At 63.5% G+C, this 17,473-nt stretch carries 21 protein-coding genes; 14 read left to right on the forward strand and 7 right to left on the reverse strand.

What is annotated here, in order from left to right; all coding sequences use genetic code 11:
• A complete protein-coding gene (locus FCS99_RS09185; RefSeq protein ID WP_171036316.1) occupies nucleotides 1–1,197 on the forward strand; it encodes a DUF418 domain-containing protein in 1,197 nt (398 codons plus the stop codon).
• A 409-nt stretch (nucleotides 1,198–1,606) separates the two neighbouring features.
• Here FCS99_RS09185 and FCS99_RS09190 read toward each other — a convergent pair whose 3' ends face one another.
• On the reverse strand, nucleotides 1,607–2,500 hold the full coding sequence (locus tag FCS99_RS09190; protein WP_171036317.1) for a LysR family transcriptional regulator: 894 nt from the start codon (nucleotides 2,498–2,500) through the stop codon (nucleotides 1,607–1,609).
• 89 nt (nucleotides 2,501–2,589) lie between these two features.
• Between FCS99_RS09190 and FCS99_RS09195 the strand changes: the two genes are divergently transcribed.
• Complete coding sequence (locus FCS99_RS09195; RefSeq protein ID WP_138511795.1) at nucleotides 2,590–3,195, forward strand: LysE family translocator; 606 nt, start codon at nucleotides 2,590–2,592, stop codon at nucleotides 3,193–3,195.
• Here the strand turns inward: FCS99_RS09195 and FCS99_RS09200 are convergent, their stop codons facing one another.
• Nucleotides 3,196–3,597, reverse strand: coding sequence for a dihydroneopterin aldolase (locus FCS99_RS09200; protein WP_138511796.1), 402 nt, complete (start codon nucleotides 3,595–3,597; stop codon nucleotides 3,196–3,198).
• A complete protein-coding gene (locus FCS99_RS09205) occupies nucleotides 3,594–4,361 on the reverse strand; it encodes an SDR family oxidoreductase (RefSeq protein WP_138511797.1) in 768 nt (255 codons plus the stop codon). Before FCS99_RS09205 ends, FCS99_RS09200 begins: the two co-directional genes overlap by 4 nt.
• Here FCS99_RS09205 and uvrC point away from each other — a divergent pair.
• Genes uvrC through FCS99_RS09225 form a run of 4 tightly spaced genes read left to right on the forward strand, consistent with a single transcriptional unit; the run spans nucleotide 4,360 to nucleotide 8,971 of the window.
• Nucleotides 4,360–6,252 (forward strand): excinuclease ABC subunit UvrC, encoded by a 1,893-nt coding sequence (gene uvrC / locus FCS99_RS09210; RefSeq protein WP_138511798.1) that lies wholly within the window; start codon nucleotides 4,360–4,362, stop codon nucleotides 6,250–6,252. The two genes, FCS99_RS09205 and uvrC, sit on opposite strands and share 2 nt — an antisense overlap.
• A 9-nt stretch (nucleotides 6,253–6,261) precedes the next feature.
• Nucleotides 6,262–6,897 carry a CDP-alcohol phosphatidyltransferase family protein gene (locus FCS99_RS09215; RefSeq protein WP_138511799.1) on the forward strand — a complete coding sequence of 212 codons (636 nt, stop codon included), beginning with the start codon at nucleotides 6,262–6,264 and terminating at the stop codon, nucleotides 6,895–6,897.
• Nucleotides 6,898–6,947: 50 nt separating this feature from the next.
• On the forward strand, nucleotides 6,948–7,649 hold the full coding sequence (locus tag FCS99_RS09220) for a response regulator transcription factor (protein WP_138511800.1): 702 nt from the start codon (nucleotides 6,948–6,950) through the stop codon (nucleotides 7,647–7,649).
• Between the two features lie 5 nt (nucleotides 7,650–7,654).
• The gene (locus FCS99_RS09225; RefSeq protein WP_138511801.1) at nucleotides 7,655–8,971 is read left to right on the forward strand and encodes an ATP-binding protein; all 1,317 of its coding nucleotides are present in this window, start codon (nucleotides 7,655–7,657) and stop codon (nucleotides 8,969–8,971) included.
• A 19-nt stretch (nucleotides 8,972–8,990) separates the two neighbouring features.
• On the opposite strand, the gene FCS99_RS09230 is transcribed toward FCS99_RS09225, so the two are convergent.
• The 4 genes from FCS99_RS09230 to FCS99_RS09245 form a co-directional block, all read right to left on the reverse strand.
• The gene (locus tag FCS99_RS09230; protein ID WP_138511802.1) at nucleotides 8,991–9,335 is read right to left on the reverse strand and encodes a hypothetical protein; all 345 of its coding nucleotides are present in this window, start codon (nucleotides 9,333–9,335) and stop codon (nucleotides 8,991–8,993) included.
• Between the two features lie 138 nt (nucleotides 9,336–9,473).
• Nucleotides 9,474–10,313: a pyrroline-5-carboxylate reductase gene (proC, locus tag FCS99_RS09235; protein ID WP_138511803.1), complete on the reverse strand. Its 840-nt coding sequence runs from the start codon at nucleotides 10,311–10,313 to the stop codon at nucleotides 9,474–9,476.
• 7 nt (nucleotides 10,314–10,320) lie between these two features.
• Nucleotides 10,321–10,824, reverse strand: a complete 504-nt coding sequence (locus FCS99_RS09240) for a type III secretion system chaperone family protein (protein WP_138511804.1) — start codon at nucleotides 10,822–10,824, stop codon at nucleotides 10,321–10,323.
• 101 nt (nucleotides 10,825–10,925) lie between these two features.
• Nucleotides 10,926–11,243 (reverse strand): accessory factor UbiK family protein, encoded by a 318-nt coding sequence (locus FCS99_RS09245; RefSeq protein WP_138511805.1) that lies wholly within the window; start codon nucleotides 11,241–11,243, stop codon nucleotides 10,926–10,928.
• A 124-nt stretch (nucleotides 11,244–11,367) separates the two neighbouring features.
• Between FCS99_RS09245 and lgt the strand changes: the two genes are divergently transcribed.
• From lgt to FCS99_RS09285, 8 genes are all read left to right on the forward strand, one after another.
• Nucleotides 11,368–12,219 (forward strand): prolipoprotein diacylglyceryl transferase, encoded by an 852-nt coding sequence (gene lgt, locus FCS99_RS09250; RefSeq protein ID WP_138511806.1) that lies wholly within the window; start codon nucleotides 11,368–11,370, stop codon nucleotides 12,217–12,219.
• Nucleotides 12,220–12,224: 5 nt separating this feature from the next.
• Nucleotides 12,225–13,310, forward strand: coding sequence for a class I SAM-dependent methyltransferase (locus tag FCS99_RS09255; RefSeq protein ID WP_138511807.1), 1,086 nt, complete (start codon nucleotides 12,225–12,227; stop codon nucleotides 13,308–13,310).
• Nucleotides 13,311–13,382: 72 nt separating this feature from the next.
• On the forward strand, nucleotides 13,383–14,315 hold the full coding sequence (locus FCS99_RS09260; RefSeq protein WP_138511808.1) for a ribose-phosphate pyrophosphokinase: 933 nt from the start codon (nucleotides 13,383–13,385) through the stop codon (nucleotides 14,313–14,315).
• A gap of 120 nt (nucleotides 14,316–14,435) precedes the next feature.
• The gene (locus FCS99_RS09265; RefSeq protein ID WP_138511809.1) at nucleotides 14,436–14,924 is read left to right on the forward strand and encodes a hypothetical protein; all 489 of its coding nucleotides are present in this window, start codon (nucleotides 14,436–14,438) and stop codon (nucleotides 14,922–14,924) included.
• Between the two features lie 42 nt (nucleotides 14,925–14,966).
• The gene (locus FCS99_RS09270) at nucleotides 14,967–15,410 is read left to right on the forward strand and encodes a hypothetical protein (protein WP_138511810.1); all 444 of its coding nucleotides are present in this window, start codon (nucleotides 14,967–14,969) and stop codon (nucleotides 15,408–15,410) included.
• A 149-nt stretch (nucleotides 15,411–15,559) separates the two neighbouring features.
• The gene (locus FCS99_RS09275) at nucleotides 15,560–16,207 is read left to right on the forward strand and encodes a 50S ribosomal protein L25/general stress protein Ctc (protein ID WP_138511811.1); all 648 of its coding nucleotides are present in this window, start codon (nucleotides 15,560–15,562) and stop codon (nucleotides 16,205–16,207) included.
• A 96-nt stretch (nucleotides 16,208–16,303) separates the two neighbouring features.
• The gene (gene pth / locus FCS99_RS09280; protein ID WP_138511812.1) at nucleotides 16,304–16,909 is read left to right on the forward strand and encodes an aminoacyl-tRNA hydrolase; all 606 of its coding nucleotides are present in this window, start codon (nucleotides 16,304–16,306) and stop codon (nucleotides 16,907–16,909) included.
• Nucleotides 16,910–17,026: 117 nt separating this feature from the next.
• A complete protein-coding gene (locus tag FCS99_RS09285; protein ID WP_138511813.1) occupies nucleotides 17,027–17,395 on the forward strand; it encodes a hypothetical protein in 369 nt (122 codons plus the stop codon).
• Nucleotides 17,396–17,473 lie beyond the last annotated feature (78 nt).

Raw genomic sequence — 17,473 nt, forward strand, 5'->3', positions numbered from 1 at the left:
ATGGCTTCACCAAGACTGGACCGTTTCGTGTCCATCGATGCGCTGCGAGGCATCGCCGTGCTGGGCATTCTGATGATGAATGTGCAGGGCTTCGCCATGTCGCCCTTCGCCTATGACGACCCCACCATGCAAATGGATCTGACCGGCGCCAATCTCTCGGTCTGGGCCTTCGCCCACACCTTCTTCGCCTTCAAATTCATCACGATCTTCTCCGCCCTGTTCGGTGCGGGCATCATCCTGATGGCCGGCGAAGGTGAGGATACCGGCCGGCACTATCCGCGCATGGTCTGGCTGCTCGTGATCGGCCTGATCCACGCCTATCTGATCTGGTGGGGTGACATCCTCGTCACTTACGCGCTGCTCGGCATGCTGGCCGTGAAGGCCCGCCGCCTGAATCCCCGCCCCCTGGTCATCTGGGGCCTGGTCCTGATCGGGGTCAGCGGGGTGATCATGGTCGGCGGAGCCTATGTCGGTGCCATGTTCGGTGGCGGTGAAGGTGCCGCCGAGCAGGAAGCCATGATGGCCAGTTGGCTCGACCAGTCCACGGCAGCCTACCAGGCCGGCTATCTCAACCGCCTGCCCTGGAACATGGGCTTTGCCCTGATGGGCCAGACGGTCGGCATGATCATGCTGGGCGCCCGCACGCTGGGCCTGATGTTCATCGGTATGGCGCTGATGAAATCGGGCTTCCTGTCGGCCAGCTGGTCGATGACGCGCTATGCCGTGCTCGCCGCTGTCGGCCTCGCCCTGGGCTGGTGGATGAACCACATGTCGACGACCGCGCTGATCGCCGGCGAGTTCGGCCTTCAAGCCGTCGCGGATGGCAATACCTGGTCCTATTTCGGCAGCCTGATCCTGGCCTTCGGCTATGCCTCCACCGTCATGCTGATCTCGAAGATCGGCGTGTTCAGCCTGATCGTGAACCTCTTCGCCGCGACCGGGCGGATGGCCTTCACGAACTATCTGACCCAGAGCCTGATCATGACCTACATCTTCGTCGGCACGCCCGGTCTGGGCCTGTTCGCGACGGTTGAACGGGTCGACCAGGCCAAGCTGGTCCTGCTGGTCTGGGCGCTGCAACTGGTCTGGTCGCCGATCTGGCTGCACTTCTTCCGCTTCGGTCCGCTGGAATGGGTCTGGCGCACGCTGACCTATGGCCAGGCGCAACCGCTGCTGAAAGGGAAAACGGCCGCCTGAGCCACACCAACAGCGCCACGCGCTTTCACGCTGGCGATATGAGGAGTGCGGGACGCCTTCCGGCATCGTCGCTAATGAATTTGTGTGTGACACCGAAAGGCGTCCCGCACACGGAGATTTCCTCCCGCCTCTCGACGGGTATTCAAGACCGGGTGGGTACAGGTTCCAACCCTTGGAACCAGCGGACCCCCTCGATAGCCGCTCCTTCCTTCCGGTGGTCAGCCCGGATGTCCGAAACGCTCCGCTAACTCATCACCCCCGACCTGACCGGGCCGGGCCTCGAGTGGTGAAGAGGCTTGAGAAGTATGGGGCTGGAGAAGGGGGTGGGGATAAGTTGGGCCGAGACGGCATCCCCTCTTTCCTGAAAAAGGGTAGCCGGCATGCGCCGGGAGCGCGGGACAACCGCCTGTCATGTCAGATTACGCGCCCAGGATTTCATGAGATGCTCGATGAAAACCAGCCGCACGGGTGATTTGGTTTTCTGGGCGGGCCAGACCGCATGTAGTTCGATAGGCGGGACCTGCCAGCCCGGCGCTGCCTCAACGAGGCGGCCCTCACCCAAAGCCGCATGAACACGATGCGCGGGCGGCGTGGCCAATCCCATGCCTGCCAGGGCAAGCTCGATCATGGCCTCTATACTGCCGGCAATGATCGCATCCCGCGTCTCGATCTCGACCGGATCCCCTGCCGGATTCACCAAAGAACGCCGCGATGACATGGCCGCGAGCCGGATCCATGGCTGGTGATGCCAATCGGCCTCCAATGCCTCGCTGGAACCGGCTACCAACAAATCTGGTGAACAGACAAGGACACGCCGGATCTGTCCGAGCCGCCGGGTTCCCTGCGTACTGTTCTCCAGACGGCCAGCCCGGATCGCCAGGTCAAATCGGTCCCGGATCAGGTCCCGGGCCGTGTCACTGGCATCCAGGTCAAAGCGGACATCGGGGTGCGTGTTCCTGAAGGCTGCAACGGCCTCCCCGAAACCGGACCCCATGACCGCCGACGTAACCGTGACTCGAAACCGGCCCTGCAGGCGCCCCGACGGGCGCTGAACCTGCTGGGTTATCGTCTCGGCCTCCGCCAGGACGGCAAGAGCACCGGGCAGGATGTTCTCCCCCAACGGGGTCAAGGAAATATGGCGCGTAGACCGGTTGAGCAGGGGGGCCCCCATGTGCCGTTCCAGCTCATTGATGTGATAGCTCACGGTGGAAGGCGACAGACCCAGCCGACCAGCGGCGCCGCGGAATGAGCCCGCCTCCATCACGGCGGCAAACGTTGCGAGCGATTTCAGGGCATCCAACATTGTTCGAATATATCGAATTATGAAAACGTAATCACCCATATTATCGAACTAGATTCTGTCGGGCACAGTTGCGGGACAAGGAGAGACCCATGCCCATTCTGATCCCGATGGCCCTGTTTGCCCTCACCCTCTCGATTTCACCGGGACCGGTGAACATGCTGACCCTCTCCGCCGGCGTGCATCACGGCGTGAGGCGCTCCTTTCCCTTCATCCTGGGCGCGAGCATCGGCTTCACAGCACTTCTGGTTATGGTCGGCTTGTCGGCGCAAGTACTGGCAGGGCTCAATCCAATCTGGCTAAAGGCTCTGGGCCTGATCGGTGCCGCCATCATCGTCTATTTCGGCTACCGGATCGCCACAGCTCCGCCCCGGTTCGATGCAGCGGCGACACCAGACTTGCCCCGATTTTCCCAGGGGGCCCTCTTGCAGGCCGCCAATCCCAAGGCCTGGGCCGCCTGTCTGGCTGCTGTTTCCCTGTTCGAACTGGCTGGGGCCCCGGCAAGGCTGGCGGTTTTTGTCGGCCTGTATTTCGTGATCTGCCTGATTGGCGTGGGCAGCTGGGCCTTACTCGGACAGGGAATCCGCCGCTTTCTCAGCAATCCTGTACGAATGCGGCTCTTCAACGGCCTGGTCGGCGGGACGCTGATTTTACTGGCCGGGTTGATGGCCGCCGACTCGCTCCTGCAATTGCCCTGATCAGCGCTTCATCCGGAAGCGCGTCAGGCCGACGGCTTCGGCGTCGGCGTAGGCGTCGATCTTGCGGGTGGTGACCTGGGCGGCGGAAACGGCCTTGGGCTCCAGGGCGAGGTCGAGGATGGTGCCACAGAGGGTTTCCTGCAGGTCGAACTGTTTGTCCTCCAGCGCCTTGATGCCGTGCAGGATGTAGTCGTAATCGACCACGGTGGCGATATCGTCCGTGCCGCACCAGGCCTTGGAGACGACCGTCACCACGTCCACCAGGACGCGCTGTTTCACGCCGCGCTCATAGTCATGGATGCCGATCTCGACATCCAGTTTCACGCCTTCCAGCCGGTAGACGAAAGCGTCTTCGCCGGTGGCATTGACCAGCGCGTTCTCGATGACCTGATCCAGTCTCACTTGCTCTCATCCTCCGGAATTCCGGCAGCGTACATGACATCGCCGTCGCGGGCGTCGAAATGCTGCCCGCCATCCACGATGATCGTCTCGCCCGTCATGGACGGCGTCGCAAGGATGAAGCGCACCGTCCGGATGATATCGTCCGGCGTGGAACCGCCCTGCATCGGGTTCATGCGATGGGCCCGCTCGAACTCGGCCTGACTTTGTCCGCCGGAAGGCAGGGTGATGCCCGGCGCGATCCCGTTGACCCGGACGCGCGGCGCCAGCGCCATCGCCATGGTGGTCGTGGCCGAGAGCAGGCCCGACTTGGCCAGTGTGTAGGAGAAGAAGTCGGGATTCAGGTTGAAGAGCTTCTGGTCGAGAATGTTGATGATACAGCCCGACGCCCGTTCGGTATGGGCCTGCGCCATTGCCGAGGCGAGCACGACGGGCGCAACGAGATTGATGCTGAGCGTGTGCTCCAGCGTCGCCGCATCGACATCCTCGGGCCGGTCCATCTCGAAAATGGACGCGGAATTGATCAGCGCATCCACGCGCCCCACCCGATCCATGAAATCGCGGACCCCGGCCGTGTCGGCCATGTCGAACTGGACAGTCTCGGCCGAGCCCCCGGCCTCCCGGATCGCCGCTTCCACGGCGCGCGCTTCGGTTCCGGACCGGTTATAGTGGATCACCACATGCCAGCCATCCGCACCCAGGGCACTGGCAATTTTGGCACCCAGGCGCTTGCCGCCACCGGTCACGAGCGCGATCTTGTCAGACATGTCCACGTCTACTCCTCATTCCGGTCCGATCAATGACGCTTCCGACCCGCCGGCGCAATCGCTCAGCGGACCGAAAATCATTGCGGACTACGTCAAACGCCTGCCCTCGAAGCCGGGCGTTTACCGGATGATCGGGGAAGATGGCACGCTGCTTTATGTCGGCAAGGCCCGCAATCTGAAGAATCGGGTCTCCAACTATGCGGCCGGGCGCGGGCACTCCAACCGGATTGCCCTGATGATCGCGCTGACGCGGTCGATGGAATTCGTGGTCACCCAGACCGAGACCGAAGCCCTGCTGCTGGAAGCCAATCTGATCAAGCGGCTGAAGCCCCGCTTCAACATCCTGCTGCGCGACGACAAGAGCTTTCCCTATATCCTGATCCGCAAGGACCATCCGGCGCCGCAATTGCTCAAGCATCGCGGCTCGCGCAAGACGAAGGGCGATTATTTCGGCCCGTTTGCCTCGGTCGGAGCGGTGAACCAGACGCTGAACACGCTGCAGAAGGCCTTCCTGATCCGGACCTGCAGCGACAGTGTCTATGAGGGCCGCTCGCGCCCCTGCATGCTCTACCAGATCAAACGCTGTGCCGGCCCCTGCGTCGACCTGGTCGAGCCGGCCGCCTATGACGAGCTGGTCAAGGAAGCCACGGACTTCCTGCGCGGCCGCTCCAATACGCTGCGCCAGGAGCTGCAGTCGCGGATGGCTGAAGCCTCCGAGGCGATGGATTTCGAGACCGCCGCCAAGCTGCGCGACCGCATCCGGGCCATTGCCGCGGTCACGACGGACCAGGGCATCAATCCGGACGGGGTGGAAGAGGCCGATGTCATCGCCATCGCCCAGGATGGCGGCAAGTCCTGCGTCCAGGTCTTCTTCTTCCGGGCCGGGCAGAACTGGGGCAACCAGTCCTTCTTCCCGCGCCATGAGGCCGATGCCGAACCGGCCGACGTTCTGGCCGCCTTCCTGGCGCAATTCTATGACGACAAGCCGGCCCCGGGCCTGATCCTGCTCTCCCACGAACTGGAAGAGGCCGAGCTGCTGGGCGAGGCCCTGTCCCTGAAGGCCGAACGCAAGGTCCAGCTTGCAACACCGCAGCGGGGCGAAAAGCGCAAACTGGTGGAACGTACCGCCACGAATGCCCGCGAAGCCCTGGCCCGACGGCTGGCAGAGAGCGCCACCCAGACCCAATTGCTCAAGGGCGTGCAGCGTGTCTTCGCCCTGGAGGACATCCCCCAGCGGATCGAGGTCTATGACAACTCCCACATCCAGGGCACGAATGCGCTGGGCGCGATGATCGTGGCCGGACCGGAAGGGTTTGAGAAAAACCATTATCGCCGCTTCAACATGAAGGGGGATGACGCCGCCACGAATGATGATTTCGGCATGATGAAAGCCATGCTGCGGCGCCGTTTCTCCCGCCTGCAGAAAGAGCGGGATGAAGGCGCCCCCGTGCCGGACCTGGTCCTGATCGATGGCGGCAAGGGCCAGCTTTCCATGGTGCTGGACGTCGCGGAGGAGCTTGGCATCACGGATGTCCCGATCGCCGCGATTGCCAAGGGGCCGGAGCGGGATGCGGGCCGGGAAGCCTTCTACCTGCCGGGCCAGGCGCCCTTCAAACTGCCGCAGAAGGACCCGGTCCTCTACTATCTCCAGCGGCTGCGGGACGAGGCCCACCGCTTCGCCATTGGCGGCCACCGGGCCAAGCGCAAGAAGCAGATGAAAGAGAACCCGCTGGACGGGATTCCCGGCATCGGTCCGTCGCGCAAAAAGGCGCTGCTGGCGCATTTCGGATCGGCCAAGGCGGTGCGCAATGCTGCACTCGCCGACCTGGAAGCGGTTGACGGGGTGTCCAAAGCCATGGCCAAAAAGATCCATGACTGGTTCCAGAGCTAGGCAAGACACGTGCTGAAAGCTTTACCCAACATCCTGACCGTTCTGCGCATCATCCTCGCCGTGGCGGGGGCATGGGCGCTCTGGCAATCCTATTTCTGGGCGGTGGACTACAATATCCCGCTCTGGCTGGGCGATGCATCGGTGGCGACCGGGAGCCTGGCCGTTTTCTCGGTCAGCGCCTTCGTGATCGCGGCGGCGACGGACTGGCTGGACGGCTGGCTGGCGCGGCGCCTGTCGGCCCAGTCGGCCCTGGGCGCCCTGCTCGACCCGATCGCCGACAAGATCCTGGTGGACGCCTATCTCCTGGTCTACGTGCTGATCCTGAACCTCAGCTCCGAGAACGGGGTGTCGGCCTATATCCTCGCACCGGTCCTGGTGATCGTGCTGCGCGATGTCGCTCTGACCCTGGTGCGCATGGTGTCGAACAAGCCGGGCCATGAAGCCCTGCCGGTCTCCATGTCGGCCAAGCTGAAGACGCTGGTGGCCTTCATCGTCACCGCCCTGCCCCTGATCGCCATCCCGGCGGGGCTGGGCCAGCACACCTGGATCGTCGAGGCCTGGATCGGCCTGTTGTGGATCACGGCCATGCTGAGCCTGGGCACCGGATTGAGCTATCTGCGCCGCAAGCCGGACCAGCAAGCTTGAGCGCGCTGCCAGTCCGCGCCATTCTAACCCCCTGAAACTCTGGAGACGGCATGGCGGACCTGGCCGGCGATGACGCCCATATCCTGGTGGTCGATGATGACGACCGCATCCGCACGCTGTTGAAACGCTTCCTGCAGGAACGCGGTTACCGGGTCTCCACGGCCCCGAATGCGGACAAGGCCCTGTCCACGCTCAACTCCCTCGCCTTCGACCTGCTGGTACTGGACGTGATGATGCCCGGCATGGACGGGTTCGAACTGACCGAGGCGATCCGCAAGCGCGGCGACACGCCGATCCTGCTGCTGACCGCCCGCGGCGAGGCGGAGGACCGGATCAAGGGGCTCAGCCTGGGCGCGGATGATTATCTGGCCAAACCCTTCGAGCCGGAGGAACTGGTCCTGCGCATCAATGCCATCCTGCGGCGCGCCCGGCCGACCAGTGCCGCCATCCGGCAGGTGGTGTTCGGCGATTGGCAGTTCGATGTGGAGCGCGAGAGCCTGACCCAGGCCGGACAACCGGTCCGCCTGACCGGCGGCGAAGCCGCCCTGCTCGCCGCCCTCGCCGCCTCGGCCGGCCAGACCGTGTCCCGCCTCTTCCTGTCCGAACGCACGGGTGGTGGTGAACGGGCGGTGGATGTCCAGGTCACCCGCCTGCGCCGGAAGATCGAGGCGGACCCCAAGGAACCCCTGCACCTGCAGACCGTGCGCGGGGAAGGCTATCGTCTGGTCGCCGATCCCGTCTTCGAGGACTAGGGGCAATGGCTGTGTTGCGCCGCTTCCTGCCCAAGGGCCTGTTTGCCCGGACCCTGCTGATCATCGTCCTGCCGGTGGCCCTGATGCAGGTGGCCGTGGCCTGGTCCTTCTTCGAGGAACACTGGGAGACGGTCACCAGCCGGCTTTCCGAGGGGGTGGCGGGCGATATCGCCATGATGGTGCGGCTCTACGAGGCCGAGGAGGAAACCCCGGAGGCCTTCGAACGGCATTCGGAAATGGCCTATGAGACGATGCGGCTTTCGGTGGATTTCCGTCCGGGAGAAAGCCTGCCGACCTCGCGCCGCACCTCCTTCTTCCGAACACTGGACCGGACCCTGCGCAGTGCCCTCTCGGCCCAGATCGACAATCCGGTCTGGTTCGATACGACGCGCTATCCCAGCTATGTCGATGTGCGGGTGGAGGTGGATGGCGGTGTGCTGCGCTTCATCGCCCTGCGCGAGCGCGTCTTTGCCACGACCGGGCATATCTTCCTGTTATGGATCATCGGCGCGACCTGTCTTCTGACCGCCGTCTCCGTCGTCTTCATCCGGAACCAGGTCAAACCCATCCGCCGCCTCGCCGATGCCGCCGAGCAATTCGGCCGCGGCCAGGATGTGGCGCATTTCCGTCCGGCCGGCGCGACCGAAGTCCGCCAGGCGGCGCATGCCTTCCTGGAGATGCGGGCCCGGATCCGCCGTCACCTGGAACAGCGTACCGCCCTTCTGGCCGGTGTGAGCCATGATCTGCGCACGCCGCTGACCCGGCTGAAACTCCAGCTCGCCCTGATGCCGGAAAGTCCGGAACGCGAGGACGCCAAGAAGGACCTGGCGGAGATGGAAGAGATGCTGGACGAGTATCTCGACTTTGCCCGCGGTCAGGCGAGCGAGGAGACTGAACGCTCCGACCTGGTCGCCCTGGCCCGCGAGGTCGTCGACAATGCGGTGCGTCAGGAGGGGCAGGTGGACTTTCTGGCCGATGGTCCGATCGAGACGGAAATCCGCCCTGGCCCGATGCGCCGCGCCCTGGGCAATCTGATCGGCAATGCCCTGTCCTATGGCGACAAGGCCCGCGTCATCGTGCGCCGGACCAGTACCCGGGTCGAGATCGTGGTGGAGGATAATGGCCCCGGCATTCCGGAAGACCAGTATGAAGAGGCGTTGAAGCCCTTCAATCGCCTCGATGAGAGCCGCAACCAGAACCGCAAGGGTGTCGGCCTCGGCCTCGCCATTGCCCGCGACGTCGCCCGCAATCATGGCGGGGATATCCGGCTGGAAACGTCGGATATGGGCGGCCTGAAGGCGACGATCAGCCTGCCGGGCTAGCGGGAGCAAGGAACATCAATCAGCTCTTGTTATCATCGTTCTCCATGTCTTGCATCTCTCTTAGATACTCTTCGTAGGTCTGTTTGGCCGGGAAAAGCGCTTCGCGTTGATCAGGGCTGGCGAGAAGCCAAACAATCTGCGCTCCACGCGTCAGCCCCTCCGAAACGGCCATGCAAATCAGCGACTGAGTGCCTGCTAACACAAGGACCGCTCCGCCAGCGAGCAGCCCGCCAAGTTCGCCGGATAAGTCCCCGACAATTCGGCTGAAAAGAAACCCTCCAACTACGGCGATGACAAGAAATGCATAGCCCGCGTACCGAAACCACTGAGCAGTCGGGCTTTGGGGTGGAGCGACTTCGCTCATTTCTACCTCCCTCAGCTAAGCAAAAAACTACTGAAGGGAGAAATGGAGAATTATTCAACCTAAACATTTAGGCTGGTACCTAAGCTGAATGCTTAAAGAGGAGGTTCGGCATCATACCATTCGGTGCGAATCTGCAGCTCAGCGGTTATTGCCATTGCCCAGCTGGCGCGAGCGGCGTTCGGCGGCGTTGACGGCGTTGCGGACGAGTTCCGGCAGACCACCGCCCGATCCCATCAGGGCATCCAGCGCGGCCTGGGTCGTGCCGCCCGGCGAGGTGATGGAGCGGCGCAATTCCTGCGGGGACTTGTCGCTGGACGCCAGCAGAGCCCCGGCGCCGATGATGGTCTCGCGGGCCAGTTTCTCGGCCAGGTCTCGCGGCAGGCCTTCGGCGGTACCGGCCCCGGCCAGCGCTTCGGCCAGCAGGAAGACATAGGCCGGACCGGATCCGGACACGGCCGTGACGGCGCCGATCAGGCGCTCATCCTTGACCCATTCCACAGAACCGACCGGCTTGAAGAGCTTGGTGACGGTCTTTTCCAGCGCCCCGCCCGCCTCATTGGTCACGCAAACGCTGACACCGGCGCCGACCGAGGCCGGCATGTTCGGCATGACGCGGACAATCGCCCGGTCGCCGAACGCCATGGACAGGCGGTTGAGGGTGACGCCGGCCATGATCGAGATCAACGCGGTGTCCTTGCCCAGCATGGCGGCCAGCGGCGCCGCCACGGTCTCCAGTGCCTGGGGTTTCACGGCGAGCACGACCAGATCCATCTCGGCCGCCAGCGCCGCATCCAGGGCAACAACACAGCGGACGCCGTGTCTCTCGACCAGATCCTGCACGGGTTCACCCGGGGACGGATCCACGATGACAAGACTGTCCGCGGTCACGCCGGAGCGTTTGGTCCGCAGCCATCCGGCTGCCAGGGCACCGCCCATATGGCCGCCCCCGATGAGGGCAATCTTCAAGGTTTGTGTCATGCTCGTGTCAGGCTTCGCCGGCCGTCTCGAACATCGCAGCGGCCACGGCTTCTTCCACTCCTTTACCGCCCCAGACGAGGAAGTGGAATGCCGGATAGAAGCGTTCGCCCGCATCACGCGCAGCACTGATCATGCCGGCGGCCTGGGCCGGTGAGACGGTTTCACCCGCCGGCAGTCCCAGCGCATGGCGGTAGACGATGGAACCATCCTCGAACCAGACGTCGAAATGCCCCATCCAGAGCTTCTCGTTCAGTCGTGCAACCAGTTCACAAACATCACGAAATCGCTTTTGCGGAACTTTCAGGTCGAGGCTGGCGCAAATGTGGAGCGCTTCCAGCTCCGGCCGCCAGGCGAACCAGATCTGGTGATCCCGCCAGGCCCCGGAGGCCGTCAGATGCAGCTCACCACCCTCATCACGATCATAGGGATATTGTTCGGCGATCACGGCCTGTTCCACCGAATCGAGCGGATCGGCCGCGGTCGGTGCGAATTCATCTGAGAGCAGGTCCATGGAGGGGTCTCCTTCGTCTGCGCGGCGACTCACACCGTAGCTGGACGGTATGGCCGCGCCGCGACAGGCGCAATGAAAAGCAGAAAAATGTCAGCGAGGGGTCAGGGCTTGGCCTTGCCGGTCGCCTTCGGGGCCGCCTTGGCCGCGGGCTTTTTGGCCCGGCTGGCCGACTTCGGCTTGGCCGCCGCTTCCAGGGCGTCGATCCGCGCCTTGAGCGCCTCGACCTCATCCTGGGACGCATCGAGCGCGGCCTTCACCGCGTCGAATTCCTCACGCGTGACCAGATCCATTTCCGCGACCATGCGATCAGCCCGGGCCCGGAAAACCGCGCGGGCTTCCTCGCCCATCGCCTGGGCCGCGCCGAAGGCATCGGTCATCAGATCGGCAAAATCATTCAGAAGCGGGTTGCGCGTTTGCATCAAAGAAAGCCATTAGAGAGTTCAACAAGAGCCTATATGCGGCCCATGCGGAAAAATCGCAATGCGTGCTTCCGTCACATCTGCAGGTCGTACCCGCCAAATACCGACACACACAGAGTGATTGATGGAAATTTGTCCCCCCAGCTTTGACCTGCTCGAGCCGGAGATTTTCGATCTCGGCTGGTTTGCCCTGCGCTGGTATGCCGTGGCCTATATCGCCGGCCTGATGATCGGCTGGCGCTATATGATGGCACTGGCCCGCCGTCCGCACATGTGGAATCCGCCAGGCACCCAATCGCCGAAATCGCCCTTCAGCGTCGAACAGGTCGACGATCTGCTCATCTGGGCGACCCTGGGTGTGATTGTCGGCGGACGTCTGGGCTATGTGGTCTTCTACATGCCCGACATGATCTGGGAGCGACCGCAGGACATCATCCTGGGCATCACGGATGGCGGCATGGCCTTCCATGGCGGACTGATCGGTGTCTCGCTGGCCCTGTTTGTCTATTCCCGCCGCCAGGAAATCGATCTCTGGCGCATCGCGGATGCCGCTGCCGTGGTCACGCCGATCGGCCTCTTCTTCGGACGGCTCGCGAATTTCATCAATGGCGAGCTTTGGGGCCGTCCGACCGACCTGCCCTGGGGCATGACCTTTGAAGCCGACCGCCTGTGCGTACCGCGCCATCCCAGCCAGCTCTACGAAGCTGCTCTGGAAGGCCTGGCCCTGTTCGCGATCATCAATATCGCGACCTGGAAATTCCGCTCGCTGGAGAAGCCCGGCCTCAATGCCGGTCTCTTCCTGGTCTTCTACGGCCTGTTCCGGGCGCTGCTGGAAACCGTGCGGGAGCCGGATGCCCACATGCCGGAAGCCCTGCGCGGCTATGTCACCATGGGCCTGCTCCTGTCGCTGCCGATGATTGCCCTGGGGGTCTGGCTGATCCACCGCGCCATGAAGCAAGACAGCGCGAAAGCCTGAACGAGATGATCACTGAACGCCTGCGCGACCGGATCCGGCAGACGGGTCCGGTCTCCATCGCCGCTTTCATGACCGAGGCCCTGTTCGACCCGAAGGATGGCTATTACGCCACCAAGGACCCGATCGGCGCCGGATCGGACTTCATCACTGCGCCGGAAATCAGCCAGATGTTCGGCGAGCTGATGGGATTGTGGACCGCCCAGTCCTGGATCGACATGGGCTCGCCTGACGAGTTCCAGCTGGTGGAACTGGGACCGGGGCGCGGCACGATGATGGCCGATGCCCTGCGGGCTGCCCGCACCGTGCCCGGTTTCATGGACGCCGCCCGGGTCAATCTGATCGAGGCCAGCGCCGCGCTGAAAGCCGTGCAGGCGCAGACACTGGGCCCGACCGGGGCGCAGATCCGCTGGGTCGACCGGCTGGACGCCGTTCCTGCCGGCCCCGCCATCATCCTGGGCAATGAGTTTCTGGACTGCCTGCCCGTCCGCCAGGCCATCCGCCACAAGGGGGAATGGTGTGAACGCATGGTCGGTCTGGATGAGGATGATGAGGGTTTTGTCTTCCTCATGGGCCCGCCCATGGGTGTGGATACCGCGCTCATCCCGGACACCCTGAAGGACGCGCCGGACGGCGCCCTGGTCGAGATCCGGCCAGGCGACCAGCAGGTCGTGGACCTGCTGGCAGAGCGCTTCCAAGCCCATCCGGGCCGTGCCCTGCTGATCGATTACGGTCCGGCGCAGAGCGAGATCGGCGATACGTTGCAAGCGATCAAGGCGCACGAGAAAGTGGCTGTGCTGGACGCACCGGGCACGGCGGACCTGACCGCGCGCGTCGATTTCCAGTCCCTGCTGGCGCGCGCAGCCAAGGCTGAGCTGACCGGTTACGGGCCCGAGGAACAGGGAGACTTCCTGATGGGGCTGGGCCTGGAAGCCCGCGCCGCCGTCCTCAGCCAGAATGCGCCGGACAAGCGAGCCCAGATCGCCCGCCAGGTCTGGCGACTGACCGACCCCGACCAAATGGGCCAGCTGTTCAAACTGGTTTGTCTGGATAGTGCCGGATTACCACCCCCGCCGGGTTTTTCCGCAAGCTGAGCATTTCGGCTTCAATCTGGAGCCCGGCTCTGTTAATCAGCGCGCGTCTTGGACTGCCGGGGACCACCAGCCATGAAACTGATGTCGGGAACGGCCAATACTGATTTGGCCAAGGCGATTGCCGATTATCTGGATGCACCCTTGTGTGCGAGTGAGATCGAGCGTTTCGCTGACGGCGAAATCTTCGTCCGGATCGATGAGAATGTGCGCGGCGAGGATGTCTTCATCATCCAGTCGACCTCGTCTCCGGCGAACGACCATCTGATGGAATTGCTGATCATCATCGACGCCCTGGTTCGTGCCAGTGCGCGCCGGATCACCGCCGTCATCCCCTATTTCGGCTATGCCCGCCAGGACCGCAAGACCGGTGGCCGGACGCCGATCTCCGCCAAACTGGTCGCCAATCTGATCGCCAAGGCCGGCGCCGACCGCGTTCTGACCGTCGATCTGCATGCCGGCCAGATCCAGGGCTTTTTCGACATCCCGACGGACAATCTCTTCGCCACCAAGGTGATGGAAGATGACATCCGCCGGAACTACAAGATCGATGACCTGATGATCGTGTCGCCGGATGTCGGCGGTGTGGTCCGCGCCCGGGCCCTGGCCAAACTGCTCGATGCCGAGATCGCCATCGTCGACAAGCGCCGCCCCAAGGCCGGCGTGTCGGAAGTGATGAATATCATCGGTGAAGTGGAAGGCCGGCGCTGCATCCTGTTCGACGACATGTGCGACAGTGGCGGAACGCTGGTGAATGCCGCCGAGGCCCTGCTGGAAAAGGGTGCGGTGGAAGTCTCCGCCTATGTCACGCACGGCGTTCTGTCCAAGGACGCGCAGGGCCGGGTCGCCAAGTCGCGCCTGCGCGAACTGGTCGTGACCGATTCGATCGTCGTTCCGCCCAACTCCACCGAAACGGAAAAGGTCCGTCGCCTGTCGGTGGCACCGCTTCTGGGTGAAGCCATCCGACGCATCGCGAATGATGAATCGGTGTCGAAGCTGTTCGACTAGACCGGCCCCGGCTGACCGCGCGAGCCAAATCGCTGTTTCTGAAGCCTTTTGCCACGTCATGCTTGACAGGAACGTCCAAGCGCGGCTCATTTTTGTGCGTTTCAAGTTGGAGTTGCATTCATGTCCGGTCCCCGTCTCAAACCGCGTTTTCTGAAAGGGGCCGGGCTTGCGGCCCTGGTCCTGCTGGCCGGGTGCGCCAGCTACCGCCAAAGCGTGCAATGGGGCGGCGTGATGGCCCCCGCGACTGTCCCCGGGGACACCGTGGCCTGCGAGAGCGTCGCGTTTGATGCGATCAACCTGGTTGAGCCCCGGATGACCAATGACATTGCGCTGACCGCCTACACCGTGTTCGGCGAGGACGGCTTCACGGTTCAGATGGTGTTCGATGTCGACGCCGACGGCCAGCCCGTGAATATCCGTTACACCGGGGATGAAGACCTGTTGCTCAATGCCGCCATCCGCGACGGCGTCTACCGGACGGCACACGCCCTGCGCCGCAGTCAGTACACTTGGGCCGACAGTGCAGCACCGCGCTTTGCGGTGAATTGCCAGCACGCAGAGACCTTCCAGAGTGACGCCCGTTGGGGCGCAACGGCGACACCGCTCTAAAAGCCCCCTTCCCTGCGCCGATCGCGCAATCGGAGAAGCAACATGACCGGACTTTCCAGGATCGCCGCCCTTGGCGGCCTCGCCCTCCTCGCCGGATGCGCCACCTCGCAGGGCGTGCAATGGGGCGGTGTGATGGATCCCGTCGACGTGCCCGAAGCCAGTGTCCATTGCCGGATCGCCCGCGTGAACCTGGTCGAGTGGGGAACGGTCAACAATTCCGAGGCCATGGCTCTGACCCTGTTTGCCAATCAGGGGCGTGAGACCCGGACCATCCCGATGATCTTCGATATCGACGCGGACGGGCGGCCCCGGAACATCCGCTATACCGGCGATCCGGAACTGCTCGGGAACGGCGCCATCCGCGACGGCATCTACCGGACCGCAGGCGGGATCAGCCGTTCCCGCTTTGCCTGGGCCGATGACGCGGCGGTTCGCTTTGCCACGGATTGCCCGTACGAGCCGGATTACGAGGTCCGCGTCTACTGAATATGACGCACAGACGCTGTTGCGCCCCCCTCAAGGATCGGCTATAGCCCGCCGCTCGAATTATCACTGTGGCTTTTGACCATGACAGATCGCCGCCCGCCGGGGCCAAACCGGCTGGAGGCGGCGTTTGCATTTAAGGATCTGGACCGATGAGCTCCAACATCGTTCTCACCGTTGACGTTCGTGAAGGCACCGGCAAGGGCGCGGCGCGCGCTGCCCGCCGTGAAGACCTGGTCCCGGGCGTCCTGTACGGCGGCAAGCAAGGTCCGGTCTCGATCAACCTGCGCGGCAATGAAATCCGCAAGGCTCTGCTGACCGGCCAGTTCATCTCCAACATGATGGAGCTTGAGCACGACGGTAAGCGCCAGCAAGTCATCGCGCGCGACATCCAGTTCCACCCGGTCTCCGACGCGCCGCTGCACGTCGACCTGTTCCGCGTGGACGAGAACACGAAGATCGACGTCGAAGTGGCTGTCCACTTCATCAATGAAGAGAAGTCCCCGGGCATGAAGCGCGGTGGCGTTCTGAACATCGTGCGTCACACGGTCGAGCTGAACTGCCCGGCCGGCTCCATTCCGGACGCGCTGGAAGCCGACCTGTCCGGTCTGGACATTGGCGACACGATCCACATGTCCTCCATCGCCCTGCCGAAGGGCGTGGTCCCGACGATCTCCGATCGCGACTTCACCGTCGCCACCCTGCAGGGTTCGCGCGCTGTCCTGACGCCGGAATCCGAGGAAGAGGAAGAGACGCCGGAAACGGAAGTCATCAACCAGAAGAGCGAAGACGAGGACTAAGCCCTCGCCCCTTCCTGGTTCGAACCGCATTGTCAGCGAAGCCGAAACCGGCTTCGCTGATTTTGTATCCGGACACCGTCAAGGAAACTGCCCAAGATGATGATCCTGGCCGGCCTCGGCAATTGCGAACCGAAATATCTGAAAAACCGTCACAATGTCGGCTTCATGGCGATGGATTTCATCGCCCAGGCCTGGAATGCCGGCCCCTGGCGCAAGCGTTTCCAGTCACTGGCCTGTGAGCTCACTGTCGGTTCGAACAAGCTGCTCCTGCTGAAGCCACAGACCTTCTACAATAATTCCGGCCATGCCGTGGGCGAGGCTGCGAATTTCTACAAGGTCGAACCCAAGAATGTCGTGGTCTTCCATGACGAGCTGGATCTGGCGCCAGGCAAGTTCCGCATGAAGCTGGGCGGTGGTGCGGCCGGCAATAACGGAATCAAGTCCGTCACCTCGCAGATCGGCCCGGATTTCCGCCGCGCCCGCATCGGGGTCGGCCATCCGGGCGACCGCAACCGCGTCACCGGCTATGTCCTGTCAGACTTCGCCAAGGCGGAAGAGACCTGGCTGGTGGACCTGCTGGACGCGATCGCCGGGTCCATCGACCTGCTCGCCAGCGGCGATGTCGACGCCTTCCAGACCCGCGTGACGCACAAGGCCCCGGCCCCGGAAGCGGTCAAGCGCGGCCGGCCTGACGCGGACTGATCTCGCCCCCCTCACACCCTAGTGAAATCCCGGCATTGCTCCGTGCGGCGAGTTGATTGGCGTCCGCCGATCAATCCGCGCATTCCTTCTCTCGTCGAAACCACGGGAGACACAGCCATGCCACGCCTTTTCAGCCAAAGCCTGATTGCCGCCAGCCTTGCCGCCGGCATCGCCCTGCCCGCCCTCGCGCAGGACCAGGACGCAATGATGCAGGATGACGACGCCATGATGGCCGAGGACCACATGATGGAGGATGACTCCATGATGTCGGACGCGGACCACATGATGGCCGACGATGACCACATGATGGCCGATGAGCCGATGATGGACGACGACTCCATGATGTCGGAGGACAGCATGATGTCGGACGATGCGATGATGTCCGATGAGGACATGATGCACGAAGGCGATGATCACATGATGGAAATGGACGATCCGACCGAAGACCGCCGCAAGAGCGGGAAAGCCGGACAGCCGGCCTCTTAATCCCCCCGGGATCGTCCCTTGCGCCTGCCTGCTTCCCCCGCGGGCAGGCCGACAGTGCCGGCTCTGCGCCGGTGGAGG

Origin of the sequence: Maricaulis alexandrii (assembly GCF_005871165.1) — a bacterium.
GTDB lineage: Bacteria > Pseudomonadota > Alphaproteobacteria > Caulobacterales > Maricaulaceae > Maricaulis > Maricaulis alexandrii.

Excerpts from the sequence above, each read along its gene's own strand:
- FCS99_RS09185 (WP_171036316.1), top strand. The coding sequence starts at position 1 with ATGGCTTCACCAAGACTGGACCGTTTCGTGTCCATCGATGCGCTGCGA.
- FCS99_RS09190 (WP_171036317.1), bottom strand. The coding sequence starts at position 2,500 with ATGTTGGATGCCCTGAAATCGCTCGCAACGTTTGCCGCCGTGATGGAG.
- FCS99_RS09195 (WP_138511795.1), top strand. The coding sequence starts at position 2,590 with ATGCCCATTCTGATCCCGATGGCCCTGTTTGCCCTCACCCTCTCGATT.
- uvrC (WP_138511798.1), top strand. The coding sequence starts at position 4,360 with ATGTCCACGTCTACTCCTCATTCCGGTCCGATCAATGACGCTTCCGAC.
- FCS99_RS09205 (WP_138511797.1), bottom strand. The coding sequence starts at position 4,361 with ATGTCTGACAAGATCGCGCTCGTGACCGGTGGCGGCAAGCGCCTGGGT.
- FCS99_RS09220 (WP_138511800.1), top strand. The coding sequence starts at position 6,948 with ATGGCGGACCTGGCCGGCGATGACGCCCATATCCTGGTGGTCGATGAT.
- FCS99_RS09225 (WP_138511801.1), top strand. The coding sequence starts at position 7,655 with ATGGCTGTGTTGCGCCGCTTCCTGCCCAAGGGCCTGTTTGCCCGGACC.
- FCS99_RS09230 (WP_138511802.1), bottom strand. The coding sequence starts at position 9,335 with ATGAGCGAAGTCGCTCCACCCCAAAGCCCGACTGCTCAGTGGTTTCGG.
- proC (WP_138511803.1), bottom strand. The coding sequence starts at position 10,313 with ATGACACAAACCTTGAAGATTGCCCTCATCGGGGGCGGCCATATGGGC.
- FCS99_RS09240 (WP_138511804.1), bottom strand. The coding sequence starts at position 10,824 with ATGGACCTGCTCTCAGATGAATTCGCACCGACCGCGGCCGATCCGCTC.
- FCS99_RS09245 (WP_138511805.1), bottom strand. The coding sequence starts at position 11,243 with ATGCAAACGCGCAACCCGCTTCTGAATGATTTTGCCGATCTGATGACC.
- lgt (WP_138511806.1), top strand. The coding sequence starts at position 11,368 with ATGGAAATTTGTCCCCCCAGCTTTGACCTGCTCGAGCCGGAGATTTTC.
- FCS99_RS09255 (WP_138511807.1), top strand. The coding sequence starts at position 12,225 with ATGATCACTGAACGCCTGCGCGACCGGATCCGGCAGACGGGTCCGGTC.
- FCS99_RS09260 (WP_138511808.1), top strand. The coding sequence starts at position 13,383 with ATGAAACTGATGTCGGGAACGGCCAATACTGATTTGGCCAAGGCGATT.
- FCS99_RS09265 (WP_138511809.1), top strand. The coding sequence starts at position 14,436 with ATGTCCGGTCCCCGTCTCAAACCGCGTTTTCTGAAAGGGGCCGGGCTT.
- FCS99_RS09270 (WP_138511810.1), top strand. The coding sequence starts at position 14,967 with ATGACCGGACTTTCCAGGATCGCCGCCCTTGGCGGCCTCGCCCTCCTC.
- FCS99_RS09275 (WP_138511811.1), top strand. The coding sequence starts at position 15,560 with ATGAGCTCCAACATCGTTCTCACCGTTGACGTTCGTGAAGGCACCGGC.
- pth (WP_138511812.1), top strand. The coding sequence starts at position 16,304 with ATGATGATCCTGGCCGGCCTCGGCAATTGCGAACCGAAATATCTGAAA.
- FCS99_RS09285 (WP_138511813.1), top strand. The coding sequence starts at position 17,027 with ATGCCACGCCTTTTCAGCCAAAGCCTGATTGCCGCCAGCCTTGCCGCC.